We start from the raw sequence: 22,548 nt of genomic DNA on the forward strand, positions 1-22,548 counted from the left end.
TCAGATCTTCGTCCAGGCCTCGGACAGGACGCTCCGCAGGATCGAGGTCATCTCGCGGAACTCCGGCTGCCCGATGGTGAGCGGCGGCGCGAGCTGCACGACGGGGTCGCCGCGGTCGTCGGCACGGCAGTACAGCCCGGCGTCGAACAGCGCCTTCGAGAGGAACCCGCGGAGCAGGCGCTCCGACTCGGCGTCGTCGAAGGTCGTCTTGGTGGCCTTGTCCTTCACGAGCTCGATGCCGTAGAAGTACCCGTCACCACGGACGTCCCCGACGATGGGCAGGTCGCGCAGCGTGTCGAGCTCGGCCTTGAAGAGCGGGGCGTTCTGCTGGACGTTCTGCAGGAGCCCCTCTTCCTCGAAGATGTCGAGGTTCTCCATCGCGACGGCGGCGGAGACCGGGTGCCCGCCGAACGTGTACCCGTGGTAGAAGGTCGTGTCGCCCGTGGAGAACGGCTCGAAGAGCTTGTCGCTGATGATCGTCGCGCCGATGGGGGAGTAGCCCGAGGTCATCGCCTTCGCGCACGTGATCATGTCCGGCACGAAGCCGTAGGTGTCGCACGCGAACATGGTGCCGATCCGACCGAACGCGCAGATCACCTCGTCGGAGACCAGCAGCACGTCGTACTCGTCGCAGATCTCGCGGACCCGCTGGAAGTACCCGGGCGGCGGGGTGAAGCAGCCGCCGGAGTTCTGCACCGGCTCGAGGAAGACCGCGGCGACGGTGTCCGGACCCTCGAACTCGATCATCTCGCGGATGCGCTCGGCCGCCCAGAAGCCGAACTCCTCCTCGCTCTCGCCGGCGAAGCCCATCTCGGCGGCGCGGTAGTAGTTGGTGTTCGGAACGCGGAAGCCACCCGGCGCGAGCGGCTCGAACATCTGCTTCATCGCCGGGATGCCCGTGATCGCGAGTGCTCCCTGCGGGGTGCCGTGGTACGCGACCGCGCGGGAGATCACCTTGTGCTTCATCGGCTTGCCGCGGAGCTTCCAGTAGTACTTCGCGAGCTTGAACGCGGTCTCGACGGCCTCGCCGCCGCCGGTCGAGAAGAACACCTTGTTGAGGTCGCCGGGGGCGTGGTCGGCCAACCGGTCCGCGAGCTCGATCGCCGCGGGGTGCGCGTACGACCAGATCGGGAAGAACGACAGCGTCTCGGCCTGCTTGGCGGCCATCTCGGCCAGGCGCTTCCGGCCGTGGCCCGCGGCGACGACGAACAGGCCGGAGAGCCCGTCGATGTACTCCTTGCCGTGGCTGTCGTAGACGTGGTGCCCCTCGCCGCGCACCATGATCGGCACGTCGGCACCGGCCTGGTTCGCACCGTGCCGGGCGAAGTGCATCCACAGGTGGTCGCGCGACTTCTGCTGCAGCGCGGCGTCGTCCACCGGTGCGAACGGGTCGTACGAGCCGAGACGGGTGGTGGGTCGTTCGGAGATGGTCATCGCGTTCCCCAGTCGTAGAGCTGTTTGCGGAGTTGCAGGTAGACGAAGGTCTCGGTGCCGGCGACGCCCGGGATCGCCCGGATGGTGCCGTTCAGGAGTTCGATCAGGTCGTCGTCGTCCTCGCAGACGACCTCGACCATGAGGTCGAAGCTCCCGGCGGTCATGACGAGGTAGTCGACCGCCGGGAGCCGTTCGAGTTCGTCGGCGACGGTTCGGGTGTCGCCGCTGACCCGGATGCCGATCATCGCCTGGCGGTGGAACCCGAGTTGCAGGGGGTCCGTCACCGCGACGATCTGCATGACGCCGGTCTCGGTCAGCTTCTGGACGCGCTGCCGGACCGCCGCTTCGCTGAGACCGACCGCCTTGCCGATCTCGCCGTACGGACGGCGCCCGTCCGCCTGGAGTTGTTCGATGATCCGCTTCGAGGTGTCGTCGATCGGTCCCGGACGTCGTGGTGCTGCCGCCATGCCGGACAGCATTGCAGCGCCATCGCCCAGAAAGCAAGGGAATCCGTTGTGAACACCGTGTTTCACGACGATTTCCGTTGTTACAAGTCTTCCGAACCGGCTTTTTCCGTGCCAGTATCGCCGCCATGCGGGAGACCACGAAGACGAGCGAGGTCCGGAACTTCATCGGGGGCGCGTCCGTCGAGGTCCGTGCCGACGCGGCCTTCGACCTGATCGACCCGACCGACGAGCACGTCTACGGCACGTCGCCGGTGTCCAGCGCCGCCGACGTCGACGCGGCCTTCCGTGCGGCGAGCAGCGCGTTCGGGACGTGGGGCCGCACCACACCGGCGGAACGACAGCTCGCGCTCTTCCGGATCGCCGACGCGATGGAGCAGCGGGCGGAGGAGTTCGCCGACCTCGAGTCGCTCGACACCGGGAAGCCCCGCGCCACCCTCGTCGAGGACGAGATCCTGCTCTCCGTCGACCAGATCCGCTTCTTCGCCGGCGCCGCCCGGAACCTCGAGGGGCGGAGCGCCGGCGAGTACATGACCGACCACACGTCGTTCGTCCGGCGCGAGCCGATCGGTGTCGTCGCCCAGGTCACCCCGTGGAACTACCCGCTCAACATGGCGGTGTGGAAGTTCGCGCCGGCGCTCGCCGCGGGGAACACGACCGTGCTCAAGCCGAGCGACACCACCCCGCTGTCGACCCTGCTGCTGGCCGAGGTCGCTGCCGAGTTCCTGCCGCCCGGTGTCCTCAACGTCGTCGTGGGGGACCGGACGACCGGCGCCGCGATGATCGACCACCCCACGCCGCAGCTCGTGTCGATCACCGGCTCCGTCCGCGCCGGCATCGAGGTCGCCCGCGCCGCCGCCGGTGACCTCAAGCGGACCCACCTCGAACTCGGCGGCAAGGCCCCGGTGATCGTGTTCGACGACGCCGACGTCCCCGCTGCCGTGGCCGGCATCGTCGCCGCCGGCTTCTTCAACGCCGGGCAGGACTGCACCGCCGCCACCCGCCTGCTCGTGCAGGACGGCATCCACGACGAGTTCGTGGCGGCGCTCGCCGAGGCGGCACGGACCGACGCGCAGACCGGCCCGGACGCGCCGACCCCGTACTTCGGCCCGGTGAACAACGCGGCCCAGCTCGCCCAGGTCCGGTCGTTCATCGACACCCTCCCCGACCACGCGTCCATCGAGCTCGGCGGCCACCGCCTGGGCGACCGCGGCTTCCACCACGAGGCGACGATCGTCTCCGGGCTCCGGCAGGACGACCGCGCCGTGCAGCAGGAGATCTTCGGCCCGGTGCAGACCGTCCAGCGTTTCTCGACCGAGCAGCAGGCCCTCGCGTGGGCGAACGGCGTCGAGTACGGCCTGGCGAGCTCGGTGTGGACGACGGACCACGCGCGGGCGATGCGCTTCGCCCGCGACCTCGACTTCGGGTGCGTGTGGATCAACACCCACATCCCGATCGTCGCCGAGATGCCGCACGGCGGCTTCAAGCACTCCGGCTACGGCAAGGACCTGTCCCAGTACGGGTTCGACGACTACACCCGCATCAAGCACGTCATGTCCTACATCGGCTGAGCCCGAACCCGACCCCGAGCAGCACGAGCAGCAGGAGGCACCATGGCAATGACCGGCACCTTCGCCGAATCGGGAGCCGATCTCCGGCTCGACCGGATCACCAAGTCCTTCCCCGGCCACACCGCGGTCGACGCCCTCGACCTCACCGTCCCGGCCGGCTCGTTCTTCGCGCTGCTCGGGCCGTCCGGCTGCGGCAAGACGACGACGCTCCGGCTCGTCGCCGGCCTCGAGGAGCCCACGAGCGGCACGATCACGATCGGCGGACGGGACGTCACCGACACGAAGCCGTACCAGCGGCCGGTCAACACGGTGTTCCAGAACTACGCGCTGTTCCCGCACATGAGCGTGCTCGAGAACGTGGCGTTCGGGTTGAAGCGCCGGCGCATCCCGGACCCGATGACGAAGGCGACCGAGGCGTTGCGGCTCGTCGAGCTCGAGGGTTCGGCGTCGAAGCGTCCGGCGCAGCTGTCCGGCGGCATGCAGCAGCGCGTCGCCCTCGCCCGCGCGATCGTGAACCGCCCGGCCCTGCTCCTGCTCGACGAGCCCCTCGGCGCCCTCGACCTCAAGCTGCGGCACCAGATGCAGCTCGAGCTGAAGACCATCCAGGCCGAGGTCGGTCTCACCTTCCTGCACGTCACGCACGACCAGGAGGAGGCGATGACGATGGCCGACACGGTCGCCGTCATGAACGGCGGCCGCATCGAGCAGATGGGCAGCCCGCAGGACCTGTACGAGCTGCCCCGTACGGCGTTCGTCGCGAACTTCCTCGGGCAGTCGAACCTGCTCGAGGGCGAGGTCCGCGGCACCGACGGCGGACTCCTCGTCGTCGCCACCGCGGCCGGCACGATCGCCGTCCCGACCGACCGGGCCGTCGCGACGACCGGACACGTGGTGGTCGGCGTCCGTCCCGAGAAGCTCAAGATCCGCACCGCCGAGCCGGCACCCGAGGCCGGTCGCAACATCCTCGGCCCCGGCCGTGTGGTCGACGTGTCCTTCTCCGGCGTCAGCACCCAGTACCTCGTGGACGTGCCGGGCGCGGGCCGCGTCTCCGTCTTCGCGCAGAACTCCAAGGGCGGACCGCGCATCGCCACCGGTACCGAGGTGTGGCTCACGTGGGGCGTCGACCACGGTTTCGGACTGGAGGCGCACCCCGCGTCCGACGCGACCGTCACCGCCGGAGCCGACCCGCGCCTCCAGTCCGCACCCGCCACCGCAGGGGTCGTCGCGTGAGTCCGCGGCCGGACCTGGTGCGCGGACTGACGTCCGCACGCGTCAGCCGTCGCGGATTCCTCGCGGGCGGCGGGGCCGCCGCGGTCGCCGCCCTGCTCGCCGGCTGCAGCATCAAGGGGTCGGCGGCGTCGCTCGCCGAGCACCCGGTGGACTGGGAGCGGTTCTGGAAGGACCAGCAGGCGACGAAGCAGCTCAACTTCGCGAACTGGCCGCTCTACATCGACTCCGACCACGGCAAGTCCGAGTCGATCCAGCTGTTCGAGCGGGCCACCGGGATCTCGGTCGACTACCAGGCCGTGATCCAGGACAACGCCACGTTCTACGCGACGGTGTCGCCGATCCTCCGCGCGCAGGGGGCCACCGGCTACGACCTCGTCGTGATGACGAACGGCTTCGAGCTGACGCAGATGATCAAGAACGGGTTCGTGTGCGAGCTCGACCACTCGCGGCTGCCGAACTTCGCGGCGAACGCGGGTGACTCCGTGAAGGACCCGACCTACGACCCCGGGAACAAGCACTCGGTCGTGTGGCAGACCGGGTTCACCGGGATCGCCTACAACCCGAAGTACATCGACCGCGAGATCACGTCGTTCCAGGACCTGCTCGACCCGGCGTTCCGGGGCCGCGTCGGGCTGATGAGCGACAACACCGAGCTCGGGTCCCTCGGGCTGCTCGCGAACGGCATCGCCCCGGAGACCTCGACCCCCGCGGACTGGCGGACGGCCCAGGACTGGCTGCGGAAGCTCCGCCCGAGCGTCACCGGGTTCTACGACCAGAGCTACATCAACAAGCTCGAGAACGGTGACACCTGGATCACCCAGGCGTGGTCCGGCGACGTGTTCCAGGCGCAGCAGTCCGGGTTCGAGCACTTGAAGTTCGTCACGCCGGAGGAAGGCCAGATGATGTGGCACGACAACCTCATGATCCCCCGGCAGGCGGCGAACCCGGTGTCGGCCCTGGAGTGGATGGACTTCTACTACACGCCGAAGATCGCCGGCATCGTCGAGGACTACGTCAACTACGTCTGCCCCGTGCCCGCCGCCGAGGACTACGTCCGGGACGAGCTGGACGACCCCACCGTGGCGGACAGCCCGCTGGTGTTCCCGTCGTCCGAGGTGCTCGACAAGTCGCACGAGTTCCGGGTGTTCGAGAACTACGACGAGTACTCCGAGTGGAACGGCGTCTTCAACGCGGTGGTGCAGTCGTGAGCGCCGTCGGGACGGCCGGGACCGCCGGTCTCGGGGCCGGACCGGGACCCGCGCCCGTGCGGCACGGTCGTCGCCTGCGGGTGCCGTTCCTGCTCGCCGTCGTCGGCACCGCGTACCTGGCCGTGTTCTTCGTCATCCCGCTCGTGTCGGGACTCATCGTCTCGCTCATGTCGGGCAACCCGGACGACGGCTACACGTTCACGTGGAACTGGGGGATCTACGGCTCGCTGTTCATCGACCCGCAGGTGCCGTACCTGACGTTCCTCGGCCGGTCGCTCTGGTACGGCGCGGCCGCGACCGTCGTGACGATCATCGTCGGGTACCCGGTGGCGTACTTCATCGCGTTCCGGGTGTCGCCGCGGTGGAAGAACCCGCTCCTGATGCTCGTGTTCGTCAGCTTCCTCGTGTCGTTCGTCATCCGCACCGACATGTGGGCGTTCGTGCTCGCCTCGCAGGGGCCGGTCGTCACGGCGCTGCAGGCGATCGGCCTGGCCGGCAAGGACTTCCACATCCTCGGGACCGGTGGCGCGGTGATCTTCGGCGACGCCTACAACGACCTGGCGTTCATGGTGCTGCCGATCTACGCCGCGCTCGAACGCATCGACCCCCGACTCGGCGAGGCGGCGAACGACCTCTACGCCGGCAAGGTCCGGGCGTTCTGGCACACCACGCTGCCGCTGTCCCGCTCGGGCATCTTCGCCGGTGTCCTGCTCGTCTTCATCGACAGCGTGGGCGACCCGGTGAACTCGGCGCTCCTGGGCGGCACGAACACGTACACGATCGGGCAGGCGATCCAGGACGCCTACTCCGGCAACCAGCAGTACAACGTCGCCGCGGCGCTCTCGACCGTGCTCATGGTCGTGCTCGGCATCATCCTGTTCATCTACGCCCGCGTCTCCGGCACCGACGACCTCGAGGACCTCGTATGACCGCCGTCGCACCGCCCCGCGTCACCGCTCCCGCCGCACCCGCCACCGGGACGGCCGCGCGCCGACCCGGCCGGCACGGGGTGAACCGCCGCGGGCCGTGGCTCGCGATCGTGTACTGGGTCACCATCGCGATCACCCTCGTGCCGATCGTCTACATGATCGTGTACTCGTTCAACGACGCCCCGACGAACCGGCTGTCGTTCGCGTGGAACGGGTTCACGACCTACTGGTACGCGAACCTCGTGAACGTCTCCGGCCTCGGACAGGCGTTCGTCACCTCGGTCGTCATCGCGTTCCTCGCCGCGATCATCTCGGTCGCGATCGGCCTCCCGCTGGCCCTGGCGCTCGAGCGCTACCGGTTCCCCGGGCGCGGTGCCGTCAACGCCGTCGTGTTCGCGGACATCGCGGCGCCGTCGATCGTCGTCGGGTCCGCGTCGCTGTCGTTCTTCCTGTCGGTCGGGCTCGGCACCGGGTTCCTGACGATCCTGCTCACGCACGTGGCGTTCGACGTCGCCTACGTCGTCGTGGTCCTCCGGGCGCGGATCGCGGGGACGTCACGGGCGCTCGAGGAGGCCGCGGGGGACCTCGGGGCGACGCCGTTGCAGGCGTTCCGGCTCGTGACCCTGCCGTTGCTCGCGCCGGGCATGCTGGCCGCGGGGTTGCTCGCGCTGGCGATGTCGATCGACGACTACGTGATCACCTCGTTCGTCGCCGGGCCCTCGGTCACGTTCCCGCTGTTCGTGTACGGCGCCGCCAAGGCCGGGATGCCGCCGCAGGTGCTGTGCTTCGGCACGCTGGTCTTCGCGGTGGGGCTGCTCGTGGCGCTGCTGAACGGGGCGCTGAACCGGCGGTTGGCGCGCACCCGCGGTTGACCCGGACTCGTAGGCTCGGGGGATGGACGTCATCGAGGTCGACGAGCGCGACAGCACGTGGGAGGACCCGCGCCCGCGCCTCCGCGTGTACGTCCAGCGCCCCGACGGCGACGTGTTCGCGACGGAGACGACCGACCTGCTCGAGGCCGACGTCCTGCAGGCCGTCGACTGGGCCCAGCGCCGCGCCGCCGAGCACGAGGGCGCGCTCTGGTCGATCGCACTCGTCTCCGACGACCGGCGCGGGTTGCGCGGGCTCACCTGGCTCGTGGGCTCCGACGCGAACGACCCACCGGAGGACGACCTCGACGTCGACCGCCGTGCGCGCATGCGTGCGCGCCGGGCGGATCCCGTCGTCGTGCCGACCCGGGATCGGGCACCCGCCGACGACTGACCGTCACCGATGACGGACGGGAGGCGCGGTGCGAGCCCGCACCGCGCCTCCCGTCCCTCGGCTCGCGCGTCAGGCGACGGCGGTCGCGGCCTGCTCGCGGTCGGCGGAGGCGTCGTCGCGGAGCAGCCGGTCGGCGGTGCGGAGCGACAGCGCCATGATCGTCAGCGCCGGGTTCGCGATGAGGGAGCTCGGGAACACCGAGTTGTCCACGACCCACAGGTTCGGCACGTCCCACGACCGGCCGGCGGCGTCCACGACCGAGTTCCCCGCGTCGGTGCCCATCCGCGCCGTGCCAACGGTGTGCGCCGTGCGGTCGAGGACCCGGACGTCCGTGCCGCCCGCTGCCTCGACGATCGCGGTCATCGTGCGGACCGCGTGGCGGGTGATCGCTTCCTCGTTCGACCCGGGCGAGAACGTGACGCGGGCCTTCGGCACCCCGTTCGCGTCGACCTCGTCGGCGAGGACGAGCCGGTTGTCGTCGTACGGCAGGCACTCGGCGTTGATGCCGACGCCGGCCATGCGCGGGTAGTCCTGCAGCGCCCGGACGAGCGCGGCACCGCGGAGCCCGCCGCCCCGCACGAGCGAGGTGGCGAGCGTCAGCGGCTGCACACCGAGGCTCTGGATCAGGTAGCCGCCCGCGAAGTCCGCGTCGGTGGGGCGGACGAAGTCCTCGGTGATGATCGACGACGGGTACCCGCGGTAGGACCGCATCGACTCGTCGAAGGTCGCCCAGACCTGGGTGGCCCCGTGCGCGGTGAAGTTCCGGCCGACCTGGCCGCTGCTGTTCGCGATCCCGGTGTGCAGCAGCAGGCGCGGGGTCTCGATGCCACCCGCGGCGAGGACGAGCGTGCGGCAGCGCTGCCGGTGGTCGCGGCCGTCCTGGCGGTAGACGACGGCCTCGACCCGGCCCCTGGCGTCGAGCTCGATGCCGTGCACGAACGCCTCGGCGCGGATCTCCGCACCGAACGCGACGGCGGCGGGCAGGTAGGTGGTGTCCATCGACACCTTCGCCCCGTTCCGGCAGCCCTGGTGGCAGGAACCGCAGGACACGCAGGCCTGGCGGAGCCCGTGGTGCTCCTGGTGCCGGTCCTCGGTGGTGAGGCCGACGGGGGCGTCCGTGGCGGTGATGCCCACGGCGGCGGCACCCCGGATCATCATGTCCGACGAGGCGTTCCGCGGCGGCGGGCCCATGCGGTAGCGGCGCTCCGGGTCCCACGGGTAGTGCGCGGGTCCGGCGACGCCGACGTCGTGCTCGGCCTGCTCGATCCAGCGGGTGAGCTCGGCGTGGTCGATCGGCCAGTCCTCGCCCTGCCCGGAGTCGGTGCGCAGCCGGATGTCGTGCTGGTTCGGCCGCGGTGTGAACGCGCCCCAGTGCAGGGTCGAGCCGCCGACGCCGGTGCCGCTGTTGTTCGGGCCGAAGGCGGTCGGGGCGCTGCCGCCGCTGATCCGCTCGTCCATCCAGTTGATGTCCCCGGGGGCCTCGACCTCGTCGGGGGTGTACTGCTCCGGGTCGGTGTTCGGGCCGGCTTCGAGCGCGACGACGCTGAGGCCTCGGCGGGCGAGGGTCGCGAGCAGCGGTGCGCCGCCCGCGCCGGTCCCGACGACGACGACGTCGACGACCTCGTCCTCGCTGTGGTGGCGCTGGTGGTCGAGTCTCATCGTCCGGCTCCCGTCGGTTCCCATGCTTCGCGCTCGCCGGCTCCGAGGAGCAGGAAGCCCTGTTTGCGCAGCCCGTCGCCGCCGTTGGCGAAGCCGTCGTAGTCCACCGCGGCCATCGTCGCCGGGTGCGCCATCCACTGCTTGGCGAGGTCGACGCTGGCGTCCTCGAGCCAGGCTCGCAGCTGCGAACCGTCGAGCGGACCCGTCGTCGGTGTGTACTCGCCCGCGGTGACCGCGTCGAGCACCCCGGCGAGGTGCTCGTCGCCCTGCGCGGCGTCGGCCTCGAGTGCGTCGAGTCCGGCTCGGTAGGCCTCGACGTCGGCGGGGAGACCGTCCGGTCGCCAGCCGTCGCCGAGTTCGTCGGCGAGCTGGTCGTCGACGCGGAGCGCGAGGTCGAGGTGGCGGTCGCCCGGCTGCGGGACGACGACGCGGGCCACGGCGCGCAACGTGTCGAGCTGCTCGCGGGTGAGGGCACGCGGGTCGCGATCCGGGGCGTCGGGGAGCGCTCGGACGGCGAGGATGCCGCGGGTCCGTGCGCTCACGCGGGGGGAGGCGATGACGCGGGCGGTCTCGGCGGGGACGAGCGGACCGTGGTCGACCCGACGGTGCCAGAAGTCGCGGATGCGGTCGGCGACGGCGTCGGGCTGCTCCCACGGCAGCAGGTGCGCGGCGTCCGGCACCGCGTCGAACTCGCCCGCGGTCCAGTGCGGCAGGTTCAGCGTCCGCTGGGCCTCGGGGCCGAGGTCGCCGTCCTCGGCGCCGGCCAGCACCAGGGCGGGGACCGGGTTCGGCGGGAAGACGGTCGACCAGTCCTCGCGGCTGCCGCGGACGAGCCAGTCGGTCCAGGCCTGCGGGACGGCGCGTTCGACGTCGTGCACGGCGATGGCGTGCGGCTCCGGGTCGAGGCGGGACGCGGTGTTGGCGTCGACGAACGCATCCGCCTCGTCGGGGCCGATCTCGCCGTCCGACGCCCAGTCGAGCATGGTCTGCCGGCGCTCGTCGTCCATCGGCTCGGGGGAGAGCGGCGACGCGGCGAGCAGCACCACGGCGCGCAGGCCGAACAGGCCGTTGCTGCCGTCGACGGTGCGCGAGGCGACGACGGACGCCACCTTCCCGCCCATCGAGTGCCCGATCAGCGCCCAGTCGGTGGCACCGCTCCGGCCGATCGCACGTTCGACGAGCACGACCATCTCCTCGACGGTGGTGCCGGTCGCGGCCGTGCTGGTACCGAACCCGGGCAGGTCGATCCCGACCAGGTCGAGCGTCCCGGCGAGGCGGGACCGCAGCCCGACGAACTCCTCGGAACTCGATCCGAGGGCGTGCAGGCAGAACACGGTGGTGGGCATCCTTCGTTCCTACGTGCCGCGGCGCCGGCGCTCCCAGCGGGGTGTACCCCGTGCGGCATTGTTTCGAGCATGCGACGATCTGCCGTCGGGCGGGGCCTTCCACAAGGTGCGGCGATAGGTTCGGCCCATGAGTGCAGAGCTGACGCTCGGCGCCGAGGAAGAACTGCACCTCATCGACCTCGATTCCGGACGACTTTCCGCGAAGGCCCCGCGCCTTCTGCCCAAACTGCCCGCCGACCGGTTCGGCGCTGAACTCCAGCGCACGACCATCGAGACGAACACCCCCGTGGTGCGCACCCTCGACGACCTGAGACGGGTGATCGTCGACCTGCGCAGCGAGCTGAGCGCCGCCATCGCCCCCGCCGGGGTCACGATCGCCGCTGCCGGCACCGCGCCGCGGTCGGAGTACGCCGACTTCGAGCTGACCTCCGGTGGGCGGTACGGCCGCATGCAGGAGCAGTACCGGATGCTCGTCGACGAACAGCTCATCTGCGGCCTGCAGGTGCACGTCGGTGTGAGCGACCGCGACCTGGCGGTGCAGATCGCCCAGCGGGTGGCCCCGGTGCTGCCGGTGCTGCTGGCGCTCAGTGCGTCGAGTCCGTTCTGGAACGGGCAGGACACCGGGTACTCGTCGTTCCGCAGCATCATCTGGCAGCGCTGGCCCTCGGCGGGCAGCTTCGGGCGTGTCAAGGACGCCGCCGAGTACGACGCGATGCTCGACGACCTCATCGCGTCCGGGGTGATCGCCGACAAGAAGATGGCGTACTTCGACGTGCGGCCGTCCTCGCACGCCCCGACGCTCGAGCTCCGGGTGTGCGACGCGACGCCGATCGTGGACGACGCCGTGCTCATCGCCGGGTTGTTCCGCGCCGCCGTCCGCAAGGCCGAGAAGGCGGTCGAGTCCGGAGCCGAGTGGCGACCGCGCAGCGAGCCCCTGCACCGGGCGGCGATGTGGCAGGCCGCCCGAGGTGGCCTGACCGGCGAACTGCTCGGGCTCGGGCAGCACCCGGAGCGGCTGCCCGCCGAGACCGCCGTCCGCCAGCTCGTCTCACGGCTCCGTCCGGAGCTCGAGGAGCTCGGCGACTGGGGCACGGTGGCGGAGCTCGTCGAGGACACCCTCGCCCGCGGGAACTCCACGGACCGGCAGCGCACCGCGTACGCCGAGCGCGGCGAGCTCGACGACGTCGTGGCCTCGGTCGTCGAGGACACCGCCGGGACGCCCTCCGGCCGCACCGAGCACCCGACCGTGACGCTGCCGTCGTACCGCGTCCGCGCCGGTGACGAGGCCGTCGGCCCGGGAGCCCGGCCCCGCCCCGCGTTCCGCGACCTCGCGGTGTTCTTCCGCGGGTGGGACGCCGAGACCACCATCGAACGCTGCGCCGCCCGCGACACCTGGACCCGCGAGCACGAGGTCGGCTTCGTGGTCGACGGCGGCGTCCAGGCGTTCGGCTGCGACCTCGTCCCGCGGACCGTCAGCGCCTACGAGTGGAGCCAGCTCGCCGCCGGCCTCGGGCAGCGCGCCCGCGCGATCGAGCTGTTCCTCCGGGACGCGTACGGTCCCCGGCGGATCGTGGCGGACGGCGCGATGGACGAGCGCCAGTTCGTCGGGGCCAACGGGTGGGACCCGGCGGCCGCCCGGCTGCCGCAGGACGCCGTGCGTGCGCCCGTGATGGGGTTCGACCTGGTCCGGAACGAGTTCGGCGGGTGGCGCGTGCTCGAGGACAACGTCCGGTCGCCCTCCGGCGTCGCGTACGGCATCGCGCTCCGCGAGCTGATGGACGAGGTGGTGCCGGACGCCCCACGGCCGGAGCACCTGCTCGACCCGCACGGTGTGGTCGACCGCCTCCGCGACACGCTCCGCACGAACGCGACCGCTGTGACCGGCGAACCGGACCCGGTGATCGCGCTGATCAGCGACGGCCCCGCCGCCGGCGCGTGGTTCGAGCACCGCAGGCTGGCCGACGGGGCCGGGTTGCGCCTCCTGGCCGGCTCGGACCTGGACGTCCGCGACGGACACGTCGTCGAGGCGCGGACGGGTGACGTGCTGCACGGGCTGTACCTGCGCATCGACCGCGACGTCAGCGCGCTCGCGGCGGAGCACGCACCGGACCTCGGTGCGCGCATCCTCGACGTCGCCGAGGTCGGCGGTGTGCACCTGGCCAACGCGCCGGGCAACGCGCTCGTCGACGACAAGGCGATGTACGTCACCGTGCCGGACCTCATCTGGTACTACCTCGACGAGAAGCCGCTGCTCGACTCGGTCCCGACGTACCGGACCAGCATCGAGGGCGAACGGCTCTCCGTGCTCGACCGCGTCGGCGAGCTCGTGACGAAGCCCGTCGACGGCGAGGGCGGTCGGGACGTCCTGATCGGTCCGAGCGCGAGCGCTCCCGAGGTCGCCGAGCGGCGCCGGGCGATCGCCGCGGAGCCCGACCGCTGGGTCGGGCAGGAGGTCGTGCAGCTGTCGTCGCACCCGACCATCGGCCCGGCCGGCCTCGACCCCCGGCACGTCGACCTGCGTGCCTTCGTCTACGTCACGGGCACGGGGCCGGACGACACCCACCTCGCCGACGTCGCGCTCACGCGGGTCGCGCCGGAGGGGAGCATGGTCGTGAACTCCTCGCGCGGCGGCGGCGCCAAGGACACCTGGATCACCGGAACGGCAGGGGACAGCTGATGTGCGGACTCGCGGGAGAACTCCGGTTCGACGGGACGGCACCGGACGTTGCGGCCGTGGCGCGGATGACGGGCTGCCTCGTGCACCGCGGCCCCGACGGCGACGGGCTGTGGGCGCGCGGACCGGTCGCGCTCGGGCACCGACGGCTGTCGATCGTCGACCTGTCCACCGCGGGCGCGCAGCCGATGGTGCACCCCCGTGCCGGACTGACCATCGCCTACAACGGCATGGTCTACAACTACCGACAGCTCCGCGACGAGCTGCGCGGCCGTGGCCACGAGTTCTTCTCGACCTCGGACACCGAGGTCATCCTCGCCGCCTACGCCGAGTGGGGCACCCGGTTCGTCGACCACCTGGTCGGGATGTTCGCGATCGCCATCTGGGAGCACGCCAGCGGCCGGCTCGTCCTCGCCCGCGATCGGCTCGGCATCAAGCCGCTCTACGTCGCCGAGGTCCCCGGCGGGGTGCGGTTCGCGAGCTCCCTGCCCGCTGTCCTGGCCGGTGGTGGCGTCGACACGAGCATCGACCCGGTCGCCTTCGCGTCGTACATGACCTTCCACTCGATCGTCCCGGCGCCCCGCACGATCCTGTCCGGCGTCGGCAAGCTGCCGCCCGCGACCGTCCGGGTCATCGAGCGCGACGGGACCTCCCGCGACGAGACGTACTGGGAGCCCCGCTTCGAGCGCGACCCGGACAAGGCCGACTGGAACGACCAGGACTGGCAGGAGGCCTTCACCGCGAAGCTCCGCACCGCGGTCGAGCGCCGCATGGTCGCCGACGTCCCGGTCGGCGTGCTGCTCTCGGGCGGGATCGACTCCTCGCTGGTCGTGGCACTGCTCGCCGAGGCCGGGCAGCAGGACCTCGCCACGTTCAGCATCGGCTTCGAGTCGGCCGGTGGCGAGTCCGGCGACGAGTTCGAGTACTCCGACGAGGTCGCGCGCCACTTCGGCACCGACCACCACCGCATCCGCATCCCCTCGTCGCGCCTGCTCGACGGCATCGACGGCGCGATCGGCGCGATGAGCGAGCCGATGGTCAGTCACGACTGCGTCGCCTTCTACCTGCTCTCGCAAGAGGTGTCGCAGCACGTCAAGGTCGTGCAGTCCGGGCAGGGTGCGGACGAGGTGCTCGGCGGCTACAGCTGGTACCCGCCGCTCGCCTCCGTCCCGCGGGACCAGGCCGCGGAGGTCTACCGCTCGGTGTTCATGGACCGCCGGTGGCCGGCACTCCAACCCCTGCTCGGGGAGCGCTGGCGGAGCGACGACGACACGCCCTCGGCGTTCGTGGACGCCGCGTTCGCCGTGCCGGGCGCCGAGACCAGCGTCGACGCCGCGCTCCGCAGCGACACGATGACGATGCTCGTCGACGACCCGGTGAAGCGCGTCGACAACATGACGATGGCGTGGGGACTCGAGGCCCGCGTGCCGTTCCTCGACCACGAGTTCGTCGAGTTCGCCGGCGCGATCCCACCCGAGCTCAAGCTCGCGGACGGCGGCAAGGGCGTCATGAAGCGCGCGGCCCGCGGCATCGTCCCCGACGCCGTCATCGACCGGACGAAGGGGTACTTCCCGGTGCCGGCGATCCGGCAGCTCGAGGGTCCGTACCTCGAGCGCGTCCGGCAGGCGCTGCACGCCCCGGAGGCGCGGGAGCGCGGGCTCTTCGATCCGGGTACGGTCGAGCGGATGCTCCAGGACCCGAACAGCACGCGGACCGAGATCGGCGCGAACGCGCTCTGGCAGCTCGGCCTGATCGAGATGTGGCTGCAGCAGCAGGGGGTGCGGTGAGCGGGCCCGCCGTGCGGCCAGGAGGCGCGACCCACCTCGAGCCGTCGGCACGCGCCCGGCAGGCGGCCGACCTGGGCGAGCGCCTCGTCGCGGCCTGGGGATCGTGGGGGCCCACCATGACGCGGAACGCCCGCCGCGTCGCGTTCGTGAGCGACCGGCACGGCACCCCCGAGGTCTTCGTGCAGGACGTCGTCGTCGGCGACGGAGCACCCGAGCCCGTGCGGATCCGGCTGTCCGACGACCCCGTGATCCGGGTGACGTGGTCCTCCGACGGGGAGTGGCTCGCCGTGGCCATCGCGACCGACGGCGGCGTGAAGCAGCAGGTCTGGGTGGTCCGACCCGACGGCACCGACGCCGCGCAGATCGCCGGGTCGCGGTACCAGCACGCCGAGCTCGGTCCGTGGAGCCGCAGCGGCCACCGGGTCGTCATCACCCTGCCGTCCACCGAGGCCGACCAGCCCGCCCGCTCCTACCTCGTCGACCCCGTCTCCGGCGACCGCGACGACCTCGCGGTGGGGGAGCTCATCCACATCCTCGACCTCAGCGTCGAGGAGCGCCTCGTCGTGCTCCGGGACGGGCAGCGTGGCCACGAGTTCGTCGTGGTCGTCGACCGGCTCACCGACGAGAGCCACGCGCTGCTCGCCGACTCGCCGGACGGCTCGGCGGAGATCGCCTTCCTCCGACCGGCACCCGCCAGCGAGACCAGTCCGCTCGTCGCCTACGTCGCCACCGAGGCCGGGCTGCCCCGCCGCGGGCTCGTCGCCCAGCCGGTCGGCCCGCACGGCTGGCGCGGCGCACCCCGGCGGATCACCGAGCGCGACGACGCCGAACTGGAGTACCTCGACGCCGACGACGCCGGCCGAACCCTGCTGCTCGTCTGGAACGTCGACGGCCGGAGCGAACTCGACCTCATCAACACGCACGACGCCTCGCGGACGCCCGTGCCGGACCTGCCCGGGTACGTCGTCACCGACCCGGTCCTCAGCCGCGACGGGCGCAGCGTGCTGCTCGCCGTCGAGGGACCCCTGCGGCCGCGGGAGCTCTGGCGCCTCGACACGAACGCGCTGACGTGGAGCCGGGTCACCGGCGTCCCCGGGCTGCCGGAGGTGCCGCTGGTCGAGCCGACGCTCGAGCGCTTCGCGGCGCGCGACGGACTGGAGATCACCGGCTGGCTGTACCGGGCGGTGGAGCCGGCCACGTCGTCGACCGGTGGTGGTCCCGACGTCGGTGCCGTGCCTCCCGAGCCGCGCGCAGCGCTCGTCCACCTGCACGGCGGACCGGAGTCGCAGGAGCGACCCACCTTCTCCCCGCAGCACCAGGCGCTCGCCGCCGCCGGCATCACGGTGTTCGCGCCGAACATCCGCGGGTCCAGCGGGTACGGACGCGACTTCGTGCACGCGGACGACCTCGGGCTGCGCTGGAACGCGCTCGCCGACGTCGTGGACTGCGCGCGGTTCCTCGTGTCGAACGGGTACGCGGATCGCTCCCGGGTCGCCGTCGAGGGCCGCTCGTACGGCGGGTACGCCACCCTCGCGTCACTGGCCTTCACCCCTGACGTCTTCGCGGCCGGGGTCGCCGTCTGCGGGATGAGCGACTTCGCGACGTTCTACCGGGACACCGAGCCGTGGATCGCCTCGGCGGCCGCGACGAAGTACGGCCACCCCGTGGACGACGCCGCGCTGCTCGACTCGCTGTCGCCGATGCGGGCGATCGACGACGTCACCGCGCCGCTGCTCGTCGTGCACGGCGAGCTCGACACGAACGTGCCGATCGGTGAGGCGCACCAGGTGGTCGAGGCGCTCACGGCGAGGTCGCACGACGTGGAGTACCTCGAGCTCGCGGGCGAGGGGCACGAGTACCGCCGGGCCACGTCGCGCGCGGAGCTCGTGCGGCGGATGGTGGCGTTCGTGGCGGCGCGGCTGGCGTAGCGCCTGCCGCTGCTCGCTGGCCGCTGGCCGCTGGCCCCCGGGCGCCGTGTCACGCGGTGCAACGATGTGCGGTCGGTGTCCGCGGCGTCGCAGGATGGACCCATGACGACCGATGCCCCGACGACCGACCTGACCCGACCCGGAGCGGTCGTCCTGACCACCGCGACGGACGTCGAGGGCGTCGTCGACCACGCCCGCAACACCTACGCCGCCGCCGTCGTCGCGGACACGGCCGGCTGGGAGGACGGGGACCGGCGCCGCCTCGAGGACCTCGGCTTCCGCGGCGGCGACCCCCGCGGCGCGGCGGTGCGGACGCTCGACCTCACGATCGCCGACGACGGCACCCCGACCCGGCTGCTCGACAACCCCGCGCTCGCGTCCCTGAACGGCGAGCACGCCCGGTTCGCCGAGCGTCGCGGCGACATCGCGCGGTACCTGCCCGACGTGTCGGTCTGGACCGGGATCCCGGAGCGACCGACGGCCGCGGACTGGGACGACGTGCGCGCGCTGCTCGGACCCGGTGCGGTCTTCGGCGTCGGTGCGTCCGCCGTCCTCCCCGAGGGCTGGCACGCCGTCGAGGGTTCCGGGGGCGTGCAGCTCACCGGCGAGGACATCGAGGGCGCTCCGGACCCCGAGGCCGTCGAGCTCACCCCGGACGACGTCCCCGAGATCGTCGAGCTCATCGCCCGCACGAAGCCCGGGCCGTTCCTGCCCCGCACGATCGAGCTCGGCCGGTACGTCGGCGTCCGGCGCGAGGGCCGCCTCATCGCCATGGCCGGGGAGCGCCTGCACCCGCCGGGCTGGACCGAGATCAGCGCGGTGTGCACGGACGCCGACTTCCGCGGGCAGGGGCTCGGACGGCGCCTCGTGCTCGACGTCGCGCACGGCATCCGCGCGCGGGGCGAGACGCCGCTCATGCACGCCGCCGCCGGCAACACCGGGGCGATCGGGCTGTACCAGCACCTCGGGTTCCGGTTGCGGGAGCGGGGTGCGCCGCGGTTCGTGCAGGTGCCCTGAGCACAGTCTCGGTGCGTGTGCACGGCCAGTTCGGGGGGTTGACCGCGCCGTCCGGGGGTCCGCACACTGACTGCGCCCGGCAAGGGGCTGCCGGTACAGGGGACCAGGAGGGTCGACAACGTGCGGATGTCCACCGTGACCGCAGGGGCGGTCGTGCTCGGGATCGCGCTCGCCGCGGTCGTCACCACGTCGGTCGGCGTCCCGCACGCCGATGCCGCACCGTCCTGCCGCGGGGACCGGATCACCGTCGCCGCGCTGTCGTCGGGGTGTGCCGTCTCGTCCGGCACGGTCGTGCTGCCGGACGGTCGGCAGTTCCGGGTGCCGCCGGTCGGGACGACGGTCTCCGCGATGCCGGTCGGCGCAGCGGGCAGCACCGATGACGGGGACGTGTCGGTGACGAACACCGGCCGCTCAGGCGTCGCGGTCCTCGTGCACGACCAGTGGTCCGGGGCGCCGGCAGCCATCCGCCAGGAGCGTGCCGCCCTCGCGCACCGGACGCTCCCGGGCGGTTCCGGACTCCGGGCCACGGGCGGAGCGGCATCGTCGACGGCGGCCACGGGCGGGACGTCCAGCTGCTCCGCGACGGCGTACACGAAGCTCGGCTTCCGCTGGGCCAACACCGTCGAGTGGAGTTACAACCCGAACAACCAGAAGGTGTCCGGCGCAGCAGCCATCGGCGCCGGTGCCGACGCCTGGACCGGGACCACGTCGGCGTGCGGCCGGACGGTGAAGTCGACGGCGGACGACACGCCCCTCGGCAGCCGGAAGCGGGCGATGGGCGTCACCGCGACCGGTGGCTGCGGCGCGTCCGACGGCTCGAACATGGTCGGGTGGGGATCGCTGCGCTCCGGGACCCTCGCGGTGACCTGCGTCTGGTCGCGATCGGGCGTCGCGGTCGAGGCCGACCAGCGGTACTCGACGTCGGTCGACTGGTCCGCCGCGTCGACCTGCTCGGGGAAGCGCTTCGACCTGCGCGGGGTCGCCACGCACGAATGGGGGCACGCGTACGGCCTCGGGCACACCGCGGCGACGAGCGGCCTCGTGATGAAGCCCGCGTCGACGACGTGCGAGACCGGCCAGCGGACCCTCGGCCTCGGCGACCTGATCGGCATCGACGCGCTCTACTGATCCGGACCGGGGCGAGGCGCCCGTGATCCTGGATTCTCTAGGATCGATGCATGTCGACCACGATGCCGGGCTTCGGGACCGAGCGCATCACCCAGCTCGGGCTGCGCGACCGCGTCTACGACCGGGTGCTCGAGGTCCTGATGGGGCACGACGTCGAACCGGGCATGCGCCTGTCGATCGACGGACTGGCCCGCTCCCTCGGGGTCTCGCCGACTCCGGTGCGCGAGGCGCTCGTGCAGCTCGAACGCACCGGGCTCGTCACGCGTGAGGCCAACAAGGGGTACCGGGTGTCCCCGCCGCTCGCCGGCGACCAGCTCGAGGCCCTCTTCGACGCCCGGCTCATCGTGGAGTCGGGGGCCGTCGAACTGGCTGCGCGCGGCGACGTCCCCGCCCTGCGGTCACGGTTGGCGACGGCGCTCGCCGAGCAGGCGGCCGTGGCCGAGGAGATCGCCGCGATCGGTGCGGGTGCGGCGTCCGAGGAGCTGATGGCGCGGTTCTTCCGGGCCGACTGGCAGTTCCACCAGGTCGTCTTCGACGCGACGCGGAACCCGTTCCTCGAGGAGATGTCCGAGATCATCACGACCCGCGTCCACCGGATGCGGCAGATCGTCGAGGGTGGTGGCGACGACACCGACCGTGCCGTGCAGGAGCACCGCGCCGTCCTCGACGCACTGGCAGAGGACCCCGCATCGGCGGTCGCGGCGATGCGGCACCACATCGATGCCGTGCGGCTCCGGTCGCGAGCGGACGCGTCGCACACCGCCTGATCCGGCCCGGGCGGACGCCCGTCCCGAGGTTCGGGTCAACGGGACGGGCGTCCTGATCCTCCGTGCCCGCCCTCCTTCGGAGCCCCCCGGACGAGGGGTTTGGTCCGATCGGTTGCGAATCTCCGACGACGGAGTATCTTTCCTATAGGAAAGAGGTTCGACGACGAACCCCGACATGCGAAGGAGCATCCCGTGAGCACACCGCAGGACTGGGTCGACCAAGACTGGGACTCCAGCAGCTGGACGGCCGACACCTGGCCGATCGCGACGTGTCTGCACGGGTTCCCGCAGGTGACGCGGGACGGCGTTGCCTTCCACGACGCGGACCCGGCCGTGTGGGACGACGTGTTCGCGCAGATCGAGGCCGTCGGGTTCTCGCTCGCCGAACTCGCCGACAGCCACATCCGGCCCGCCGACCTCGAACGGTCCCGCCGCGACGAGCTGTTCGCGATCGCGACGGCTCACGGTGTCGGCATCCCGTCGGTGCACCTGCAGCGCAAGAGCGTCGTCCAGCCCGGGCACGAGGAGGACAACCTCGCCTACGCCCACCGCACGATCGACGCGGCGGCCGAGTGGGGCATGCAGGTGTTCTCGACGGGGCTCCACCAGCCGTTCAACGAGGCCCAGCGGAAGGCGCTCTGGTTCTGGACCGCGCAGGGCCCGAAGGACCCGGACGACGCGGAGGTCCGTGCCGCTGCCGTGTCCCGTCTGCGTGAGCTCGGCGAGCACGCCGCGAGCGTCGGACTCCCGATGGCGCTGGAGCTGTACGAGGACACGTACCTCGGGACCGCGGACAGCGCCGTCCGACTCGTCGAGGAGATCGGCCTCGACAACGTCGGGCTGAACGCCGACGTCGCGAACCTCATCCGCCTGCACCGTCCGGTCGAGGACTGGAAGGAGCTGTTCGCGAAGACCCTGCCGTACACGAACTACCTCCACGTGAAGAACTACACGCGGGACGAGGCCGGCGACGGCAGCTGGGCGACGAGCGCGCCGAGCACCATGGAGGCCGGACTCATCAACTACCGCCAGGTCCTGCGCGACGCGGTCGCCGACGGCTTCCGCGGGATCGTCATGACCGAGCAGTACGGCGGGGACAGCCTCGGCGTCTGCGCCACCAACCAGCAGTACATCCGTTCCGTCCTCGCCACCTCGGTGGTCGGGGCGACGAAGCAAGGAGTCACCCGATGAGCACCCTCGACATCGCCGTCGTCGGATCCGGCTACATGGGCGGCGGGATCGCCCAGGTCCTCGCCCTCGCCGGTCACACCGTCCGGATCGCCGACGTCTCGGCGGAGATCGCCGCGTCCAACCGCGCCCGGCTCATCACCGAGACGGAGCAGTTCGTCGCGGACGGGCTGTTCCCCGCTGATGCCGTGTCGCGGGTGGAGGCCCACCTCAGCGCCGCCGCCTCGATCGAGGAAGCGGTCGCCTCGGCCGACTTCATCGAGGAGGCCGTCCCCGAGAAGCTCGAGATCAAGCACGCGACGCTCCGGCGCATCAGCGAGGCCGCCCGCCCGGACGCCGTCATCGGCTCGAACACGTCGACGATCCTCATCGAGTCGCTGGCCGAGGCCGTCGTGGGTCCGGAGCGGTTCCTCGGCGTGCACTTCTCGAACCCGGCGCCGTTCATCCCCGGCGTCGAGCTCATCCCGCACCCGACGACGAACGAGCACGCGATCACGGTCGGCGAGGCCGTCGTCGCGGCCACGGGCAAGCAGTCCGCGCGGGTGAAGGACTCGACCGGGTTCGTGCTGAACCGCCTGCAGTACGCGCTCTTCGAGGAAGCCACGAAGATCGCCGACGAGGGCATCGCGACCCCCGACGACATCGACACCATCGTGCGGACCACGTTCGGCTTCCGCCTGCCGTTCTTCGGCCCGTTCGCGATCGCCGACATGGCCGGACTCGACGTGTACGCGTTCTGCTTCGAGTCGCTGCAGACCCGCTGGCCCGAGCGCTTCGCGACCCCGCCGTCCCTGCAGCAGCACGTCGACGCGGGCGAGCTCGGCACGAAGTCGGGCGCCGGGTACCTCGAGGTGCCCGCCGACCGCACGCCGGAACTCGTCGCCTACCGCAACAAGGCCTACGTCGCGATGCAGAAGCTCCTCGACGAGCTCGGCCCGGCCCCGATCCACTGAGG

The 22,548-nt window shown here is 71.8% G+C and carries 18 protein-coding genes; 14 read left to right on the forward strand and 4 right to left on the reverse strand.

Features of this window, described 5'->3' with window-relative positions; translation table 11 throughout:
* Both ACIPEP_RS08215 and ACIPEP_RS08220 read right to left on the reverse strand, forming a co-directional pair.
* Nucleotides 1-1,434: an aspartate aminotransferase family protein gene (locus ACIPEP_RS08215; protein ID WP_070417427.1), complete on the reverse strand. Its 1,434-nt coding sequence runs from the start codon at nucleotides 1,432-1,434 to the stop codon at nucleotides 1-3.
* Nucleotides 1,431-1,913, reverse strand: coding sequence for an Lrp/AsnC family transcriptional regulator (locus ACIPEP_RS08220; RefSeq protein WP_070417426.1), 483 nt, complete (start codon nucleotides 1,911-1,913; stop codon nucleotides 1,431-1,433). Before ACIPEP_RS08220 ends, ACIPEP_RS08215 begins: the two co-directional genes overlap by 4 nt.
* A gap of 113 nt (nucleotides 1,914-2,026) precedes the next feature.
* Here ACIPEP_RS08220 and ACIPEP_RS08225 point away from each other — a divergent pair, with 113 nt between their 5' ends.
* The 6 genes from ACIPEP_RS08225 to ACIPEP_RS08250 are packed head-to-tail and all read left to right on the forward strand — an operon-like array spanning nucleotide 2,027 to nucleotide 8,099.
* Nucleotides 2,027-3,469 (forward strand): aminobutyraldehyde dehydrogenase, encoded by a 1,443-nt coding sequence (locus ACIPEP_RS08225; RefSeq protein ID WP_402716968.1) that lies wholly within the window; start codon nucleotides 2,027-2,029, stop codon nucleotides 3,467-3,469.
* A gap of 42 nt (nucleotides 3,470-3,511) precedes the next feature.
* Nucleotides 3,512-4,699, forward strand: coding sequence for an ABC transporter ATP-binding protein (locus ACIPEP_RS08230; RefSeq protein ID WP_309777710.1), 1,188 nt, complete (start codon nucleotides 3,512-3,514; stop codon nucleotides 4,697-4,699).
* Complete coding sequence (locus ACIPEP_RS08235; RefSeq protein ID WP_402716969.1) at nucleotides 4,696-5,907, forward strand: PotD/PotF family extracellular solute-binding protein; 1,212 nt, start codon at nucleotides 4,696-4,698, stop codon at nucleotides 5,905-5,907. The genes ACIPEP_RS08230 and ACIPEP_RS08235 overlap by 4 nt, the downstream gene beginning before the upstream one ends.
* Entirely contained in the window at nucleotides 5,904-6,836 is a 933-nt protein-coding gene (locus ACIPEP_RS08240) for an ABC transporter permease (RefSeq protein WP_217637333.1), read from the forward strand. Before ACIPEP_RS08235 ends, ACIPEP_RS08240 begins: the two co-directional genes overlap by 4 nt.
* Entirely contained in the window at nucleotides 6,833-7,708 is an 876-nt protein-coding gene (locus ACIPEP_RS08245; protein WP_402716970.1) for an ABC transporter permease, read from the forward strand. Before ACIPEP_RS08240 ends, ACIPEP_RS08245 begins: the two co-directional genes overlap by 4 nt.
* A gap of 22 nt (nucleotides 7,709-7,730) precedes the next feature.
* Nucleotides 7,731-8,099 (forward strand): hypothetical protein, encoded by a 369-nt coding sequence (locus ACIPEP_RS08250; RefSeq protein ID WP_402716971.1) that lies wholly within the window; start codon nucleotides 7,731-7,733, stop codon nucleotides 8,097-8,099.
* A 69-nt stretch (nucleotides 8,100-8,168) separates the two neighbouring features.
* On the opposite strand, the gene ACIPEP_RS08255 is transcribed toward ACIPEP_RS08250, so the two are convergent.
* Nucleotides 8,169-9,758: a GMC family oxidoreductase gene (locus tag ACIPEP_RS08255; protein WP_402716972.1), complete on the reverse strand. Its 1,590-nt coding sequence runs from the start codon at nucleotides 9,756-9,758 to the stop codon at nucleotides 8,169-8,171.
* Complete coding sequence (locus ACIPEP_RS08260; RefSeq protein ID WP_402716973.1) at nucleotides 9,755-11,104, reverse strand: alpha/beta fold hydrolase; 1,350 nt, start codon at nucleotides 11,102-11,104, stop codon at nucleotides 9,755-9,757. The genes ACIPEP_RS08255 and ACIPEP_RS08260 overlap by 4 nt, the downstream gene beginning before the upstream one ends.
* A gap of 127 nt (nucleotides 11,105-11,231) precedes the next feature.
* Between ACIPEP_RS08260 and ACIPEP_RS08265 the strand changes: the two genes are divergently transcribed.
* The 8 genes from ACIPEP_RS08265 to ACIPEP_RS08300 all read left to right on the forward strand — a co-directional run bounded on the left by ACIPEP_RS08265 (nucleotide 11,232) and on the right by ACIPEP_RS08300 (nucleotide 22,546).
* Nucleotides 11,232-13,781, forward strand: coding sequence for a glutamate--cysteine ligase (locus tag ACIPEP_RS08265; RefSeq protein WP_402716974.1), 2,550 nt, complete (start codon nucleotides 11,232-11,234; stop codon nucleotides 13,779-13,781).
* Nucleotides 13,781-15,565 carry an N-acetylglutaminylglutamine amidotransferase gene (locus tag ACIPEP_RS08270; RefSeq protein WP_402716975.1) on the forward strand — a complete coding sequence of 595 codons (1,785 nt, stop codon included), beginning with the start codon at nucleotides 13,781-13,783 and terminating at the stop codon, nucleotides 15,563-15,565. Before ACIPEP_RS08265 ends, ACIPEP_RS08270 begins: the two co-directional genes overlap by 1 nt.
* On the forward strand, nucleotides 15,562-17,493 hold the full coding sequence (locus ACIPEP_RS08275) for a S9 family peptidase (protein WP_402716976.1): 1,932 nt from the start codon (nucleotides 15,562-15,564) through the stop codon (nucleotides 17,491-17,493). The genes ACIPEP_RS08270 and ACIPEP_RS08275 overlap by 4 nt, the downstream gene beginning before the upstream one ends.
* A 102-nt stretch (nucleotides 17,494-17,595) precedes the next feature.
* On the forward strand, nucleotides 17,596-18,510 hold the full coding sequence (locus ACIPEP_RS08280) for a GNAT family N-acetyltransferase (RefSeq protein ID WP_402716977.1): 915 nt from the start codon (nucleotides 17,596-17,598) through the stop codon (nucleotides 18,508-18,510).
* A gap of 126 nt (nucleotides 18,511-18,636) precedes the next feature.
* Nucleotides 18,637-19,638 (forward strand): matrixin family metalloprotease, encoded by a 1,002-nt coding sequence (locus ACIPEP_RS08285; RefSeq protein WP_402716978.1) that lies wholly within the window; start codon nucleotides 18,637-18,639, stop codon nucleotides 19,636-19,638.
* 50 nt (nucleotides 19,639-19,688) lie between these two features.
* Complete coding sequence (locus ACIPEP_RS08290) at nucleotides 19,689-20,405, forward strand: GntR family transcriptional regulator (protein WP_070417415.1); 717 nt, start codon at nucleotides 19,689-19,691, stop codon at nucleotides 20,403-20,405.
* 192 nt (nucleotides 20,406-20,597) lie between these two features.
* Nucleotides 20,598-21,596, forward strand: a complete 999-nt coding sequence (locus ACIPEP_RS08295; RefSeq protein ID WP_402716979.1) for a sugar phosphate isomerase/epimerase family protein — start codon at nucleotides 20,598-20,600, stop codon at nucleotides 21,594-21,596.
* Entirely contained in the window at nucleotides 21,593-22,546 is a 954-nt protein-coding gene (locus ACIPEP_RS08300) for a 3-hydroxyacyl-CoA dehydrogenase family protein (protein ID WP_071294267.1), read from the forward strand. The genes ACIPEP_RS08295 and ACIPEP_RS08300 overlap by 4 nt, the downstream gene beginning before the upstream one ends.
* Nucleotides 22,547-22,548 lie beyond the last annotated feature (2 nt).

Source organism: Curtobacterium sp. NPDC087082 (assembly GCF_044745045.1).
Classification (GTDB): Bacteria; Actinomycetota; Actinomycetes; order Actinomycetales; family Microbacteriaceae; genus Curtobacterium.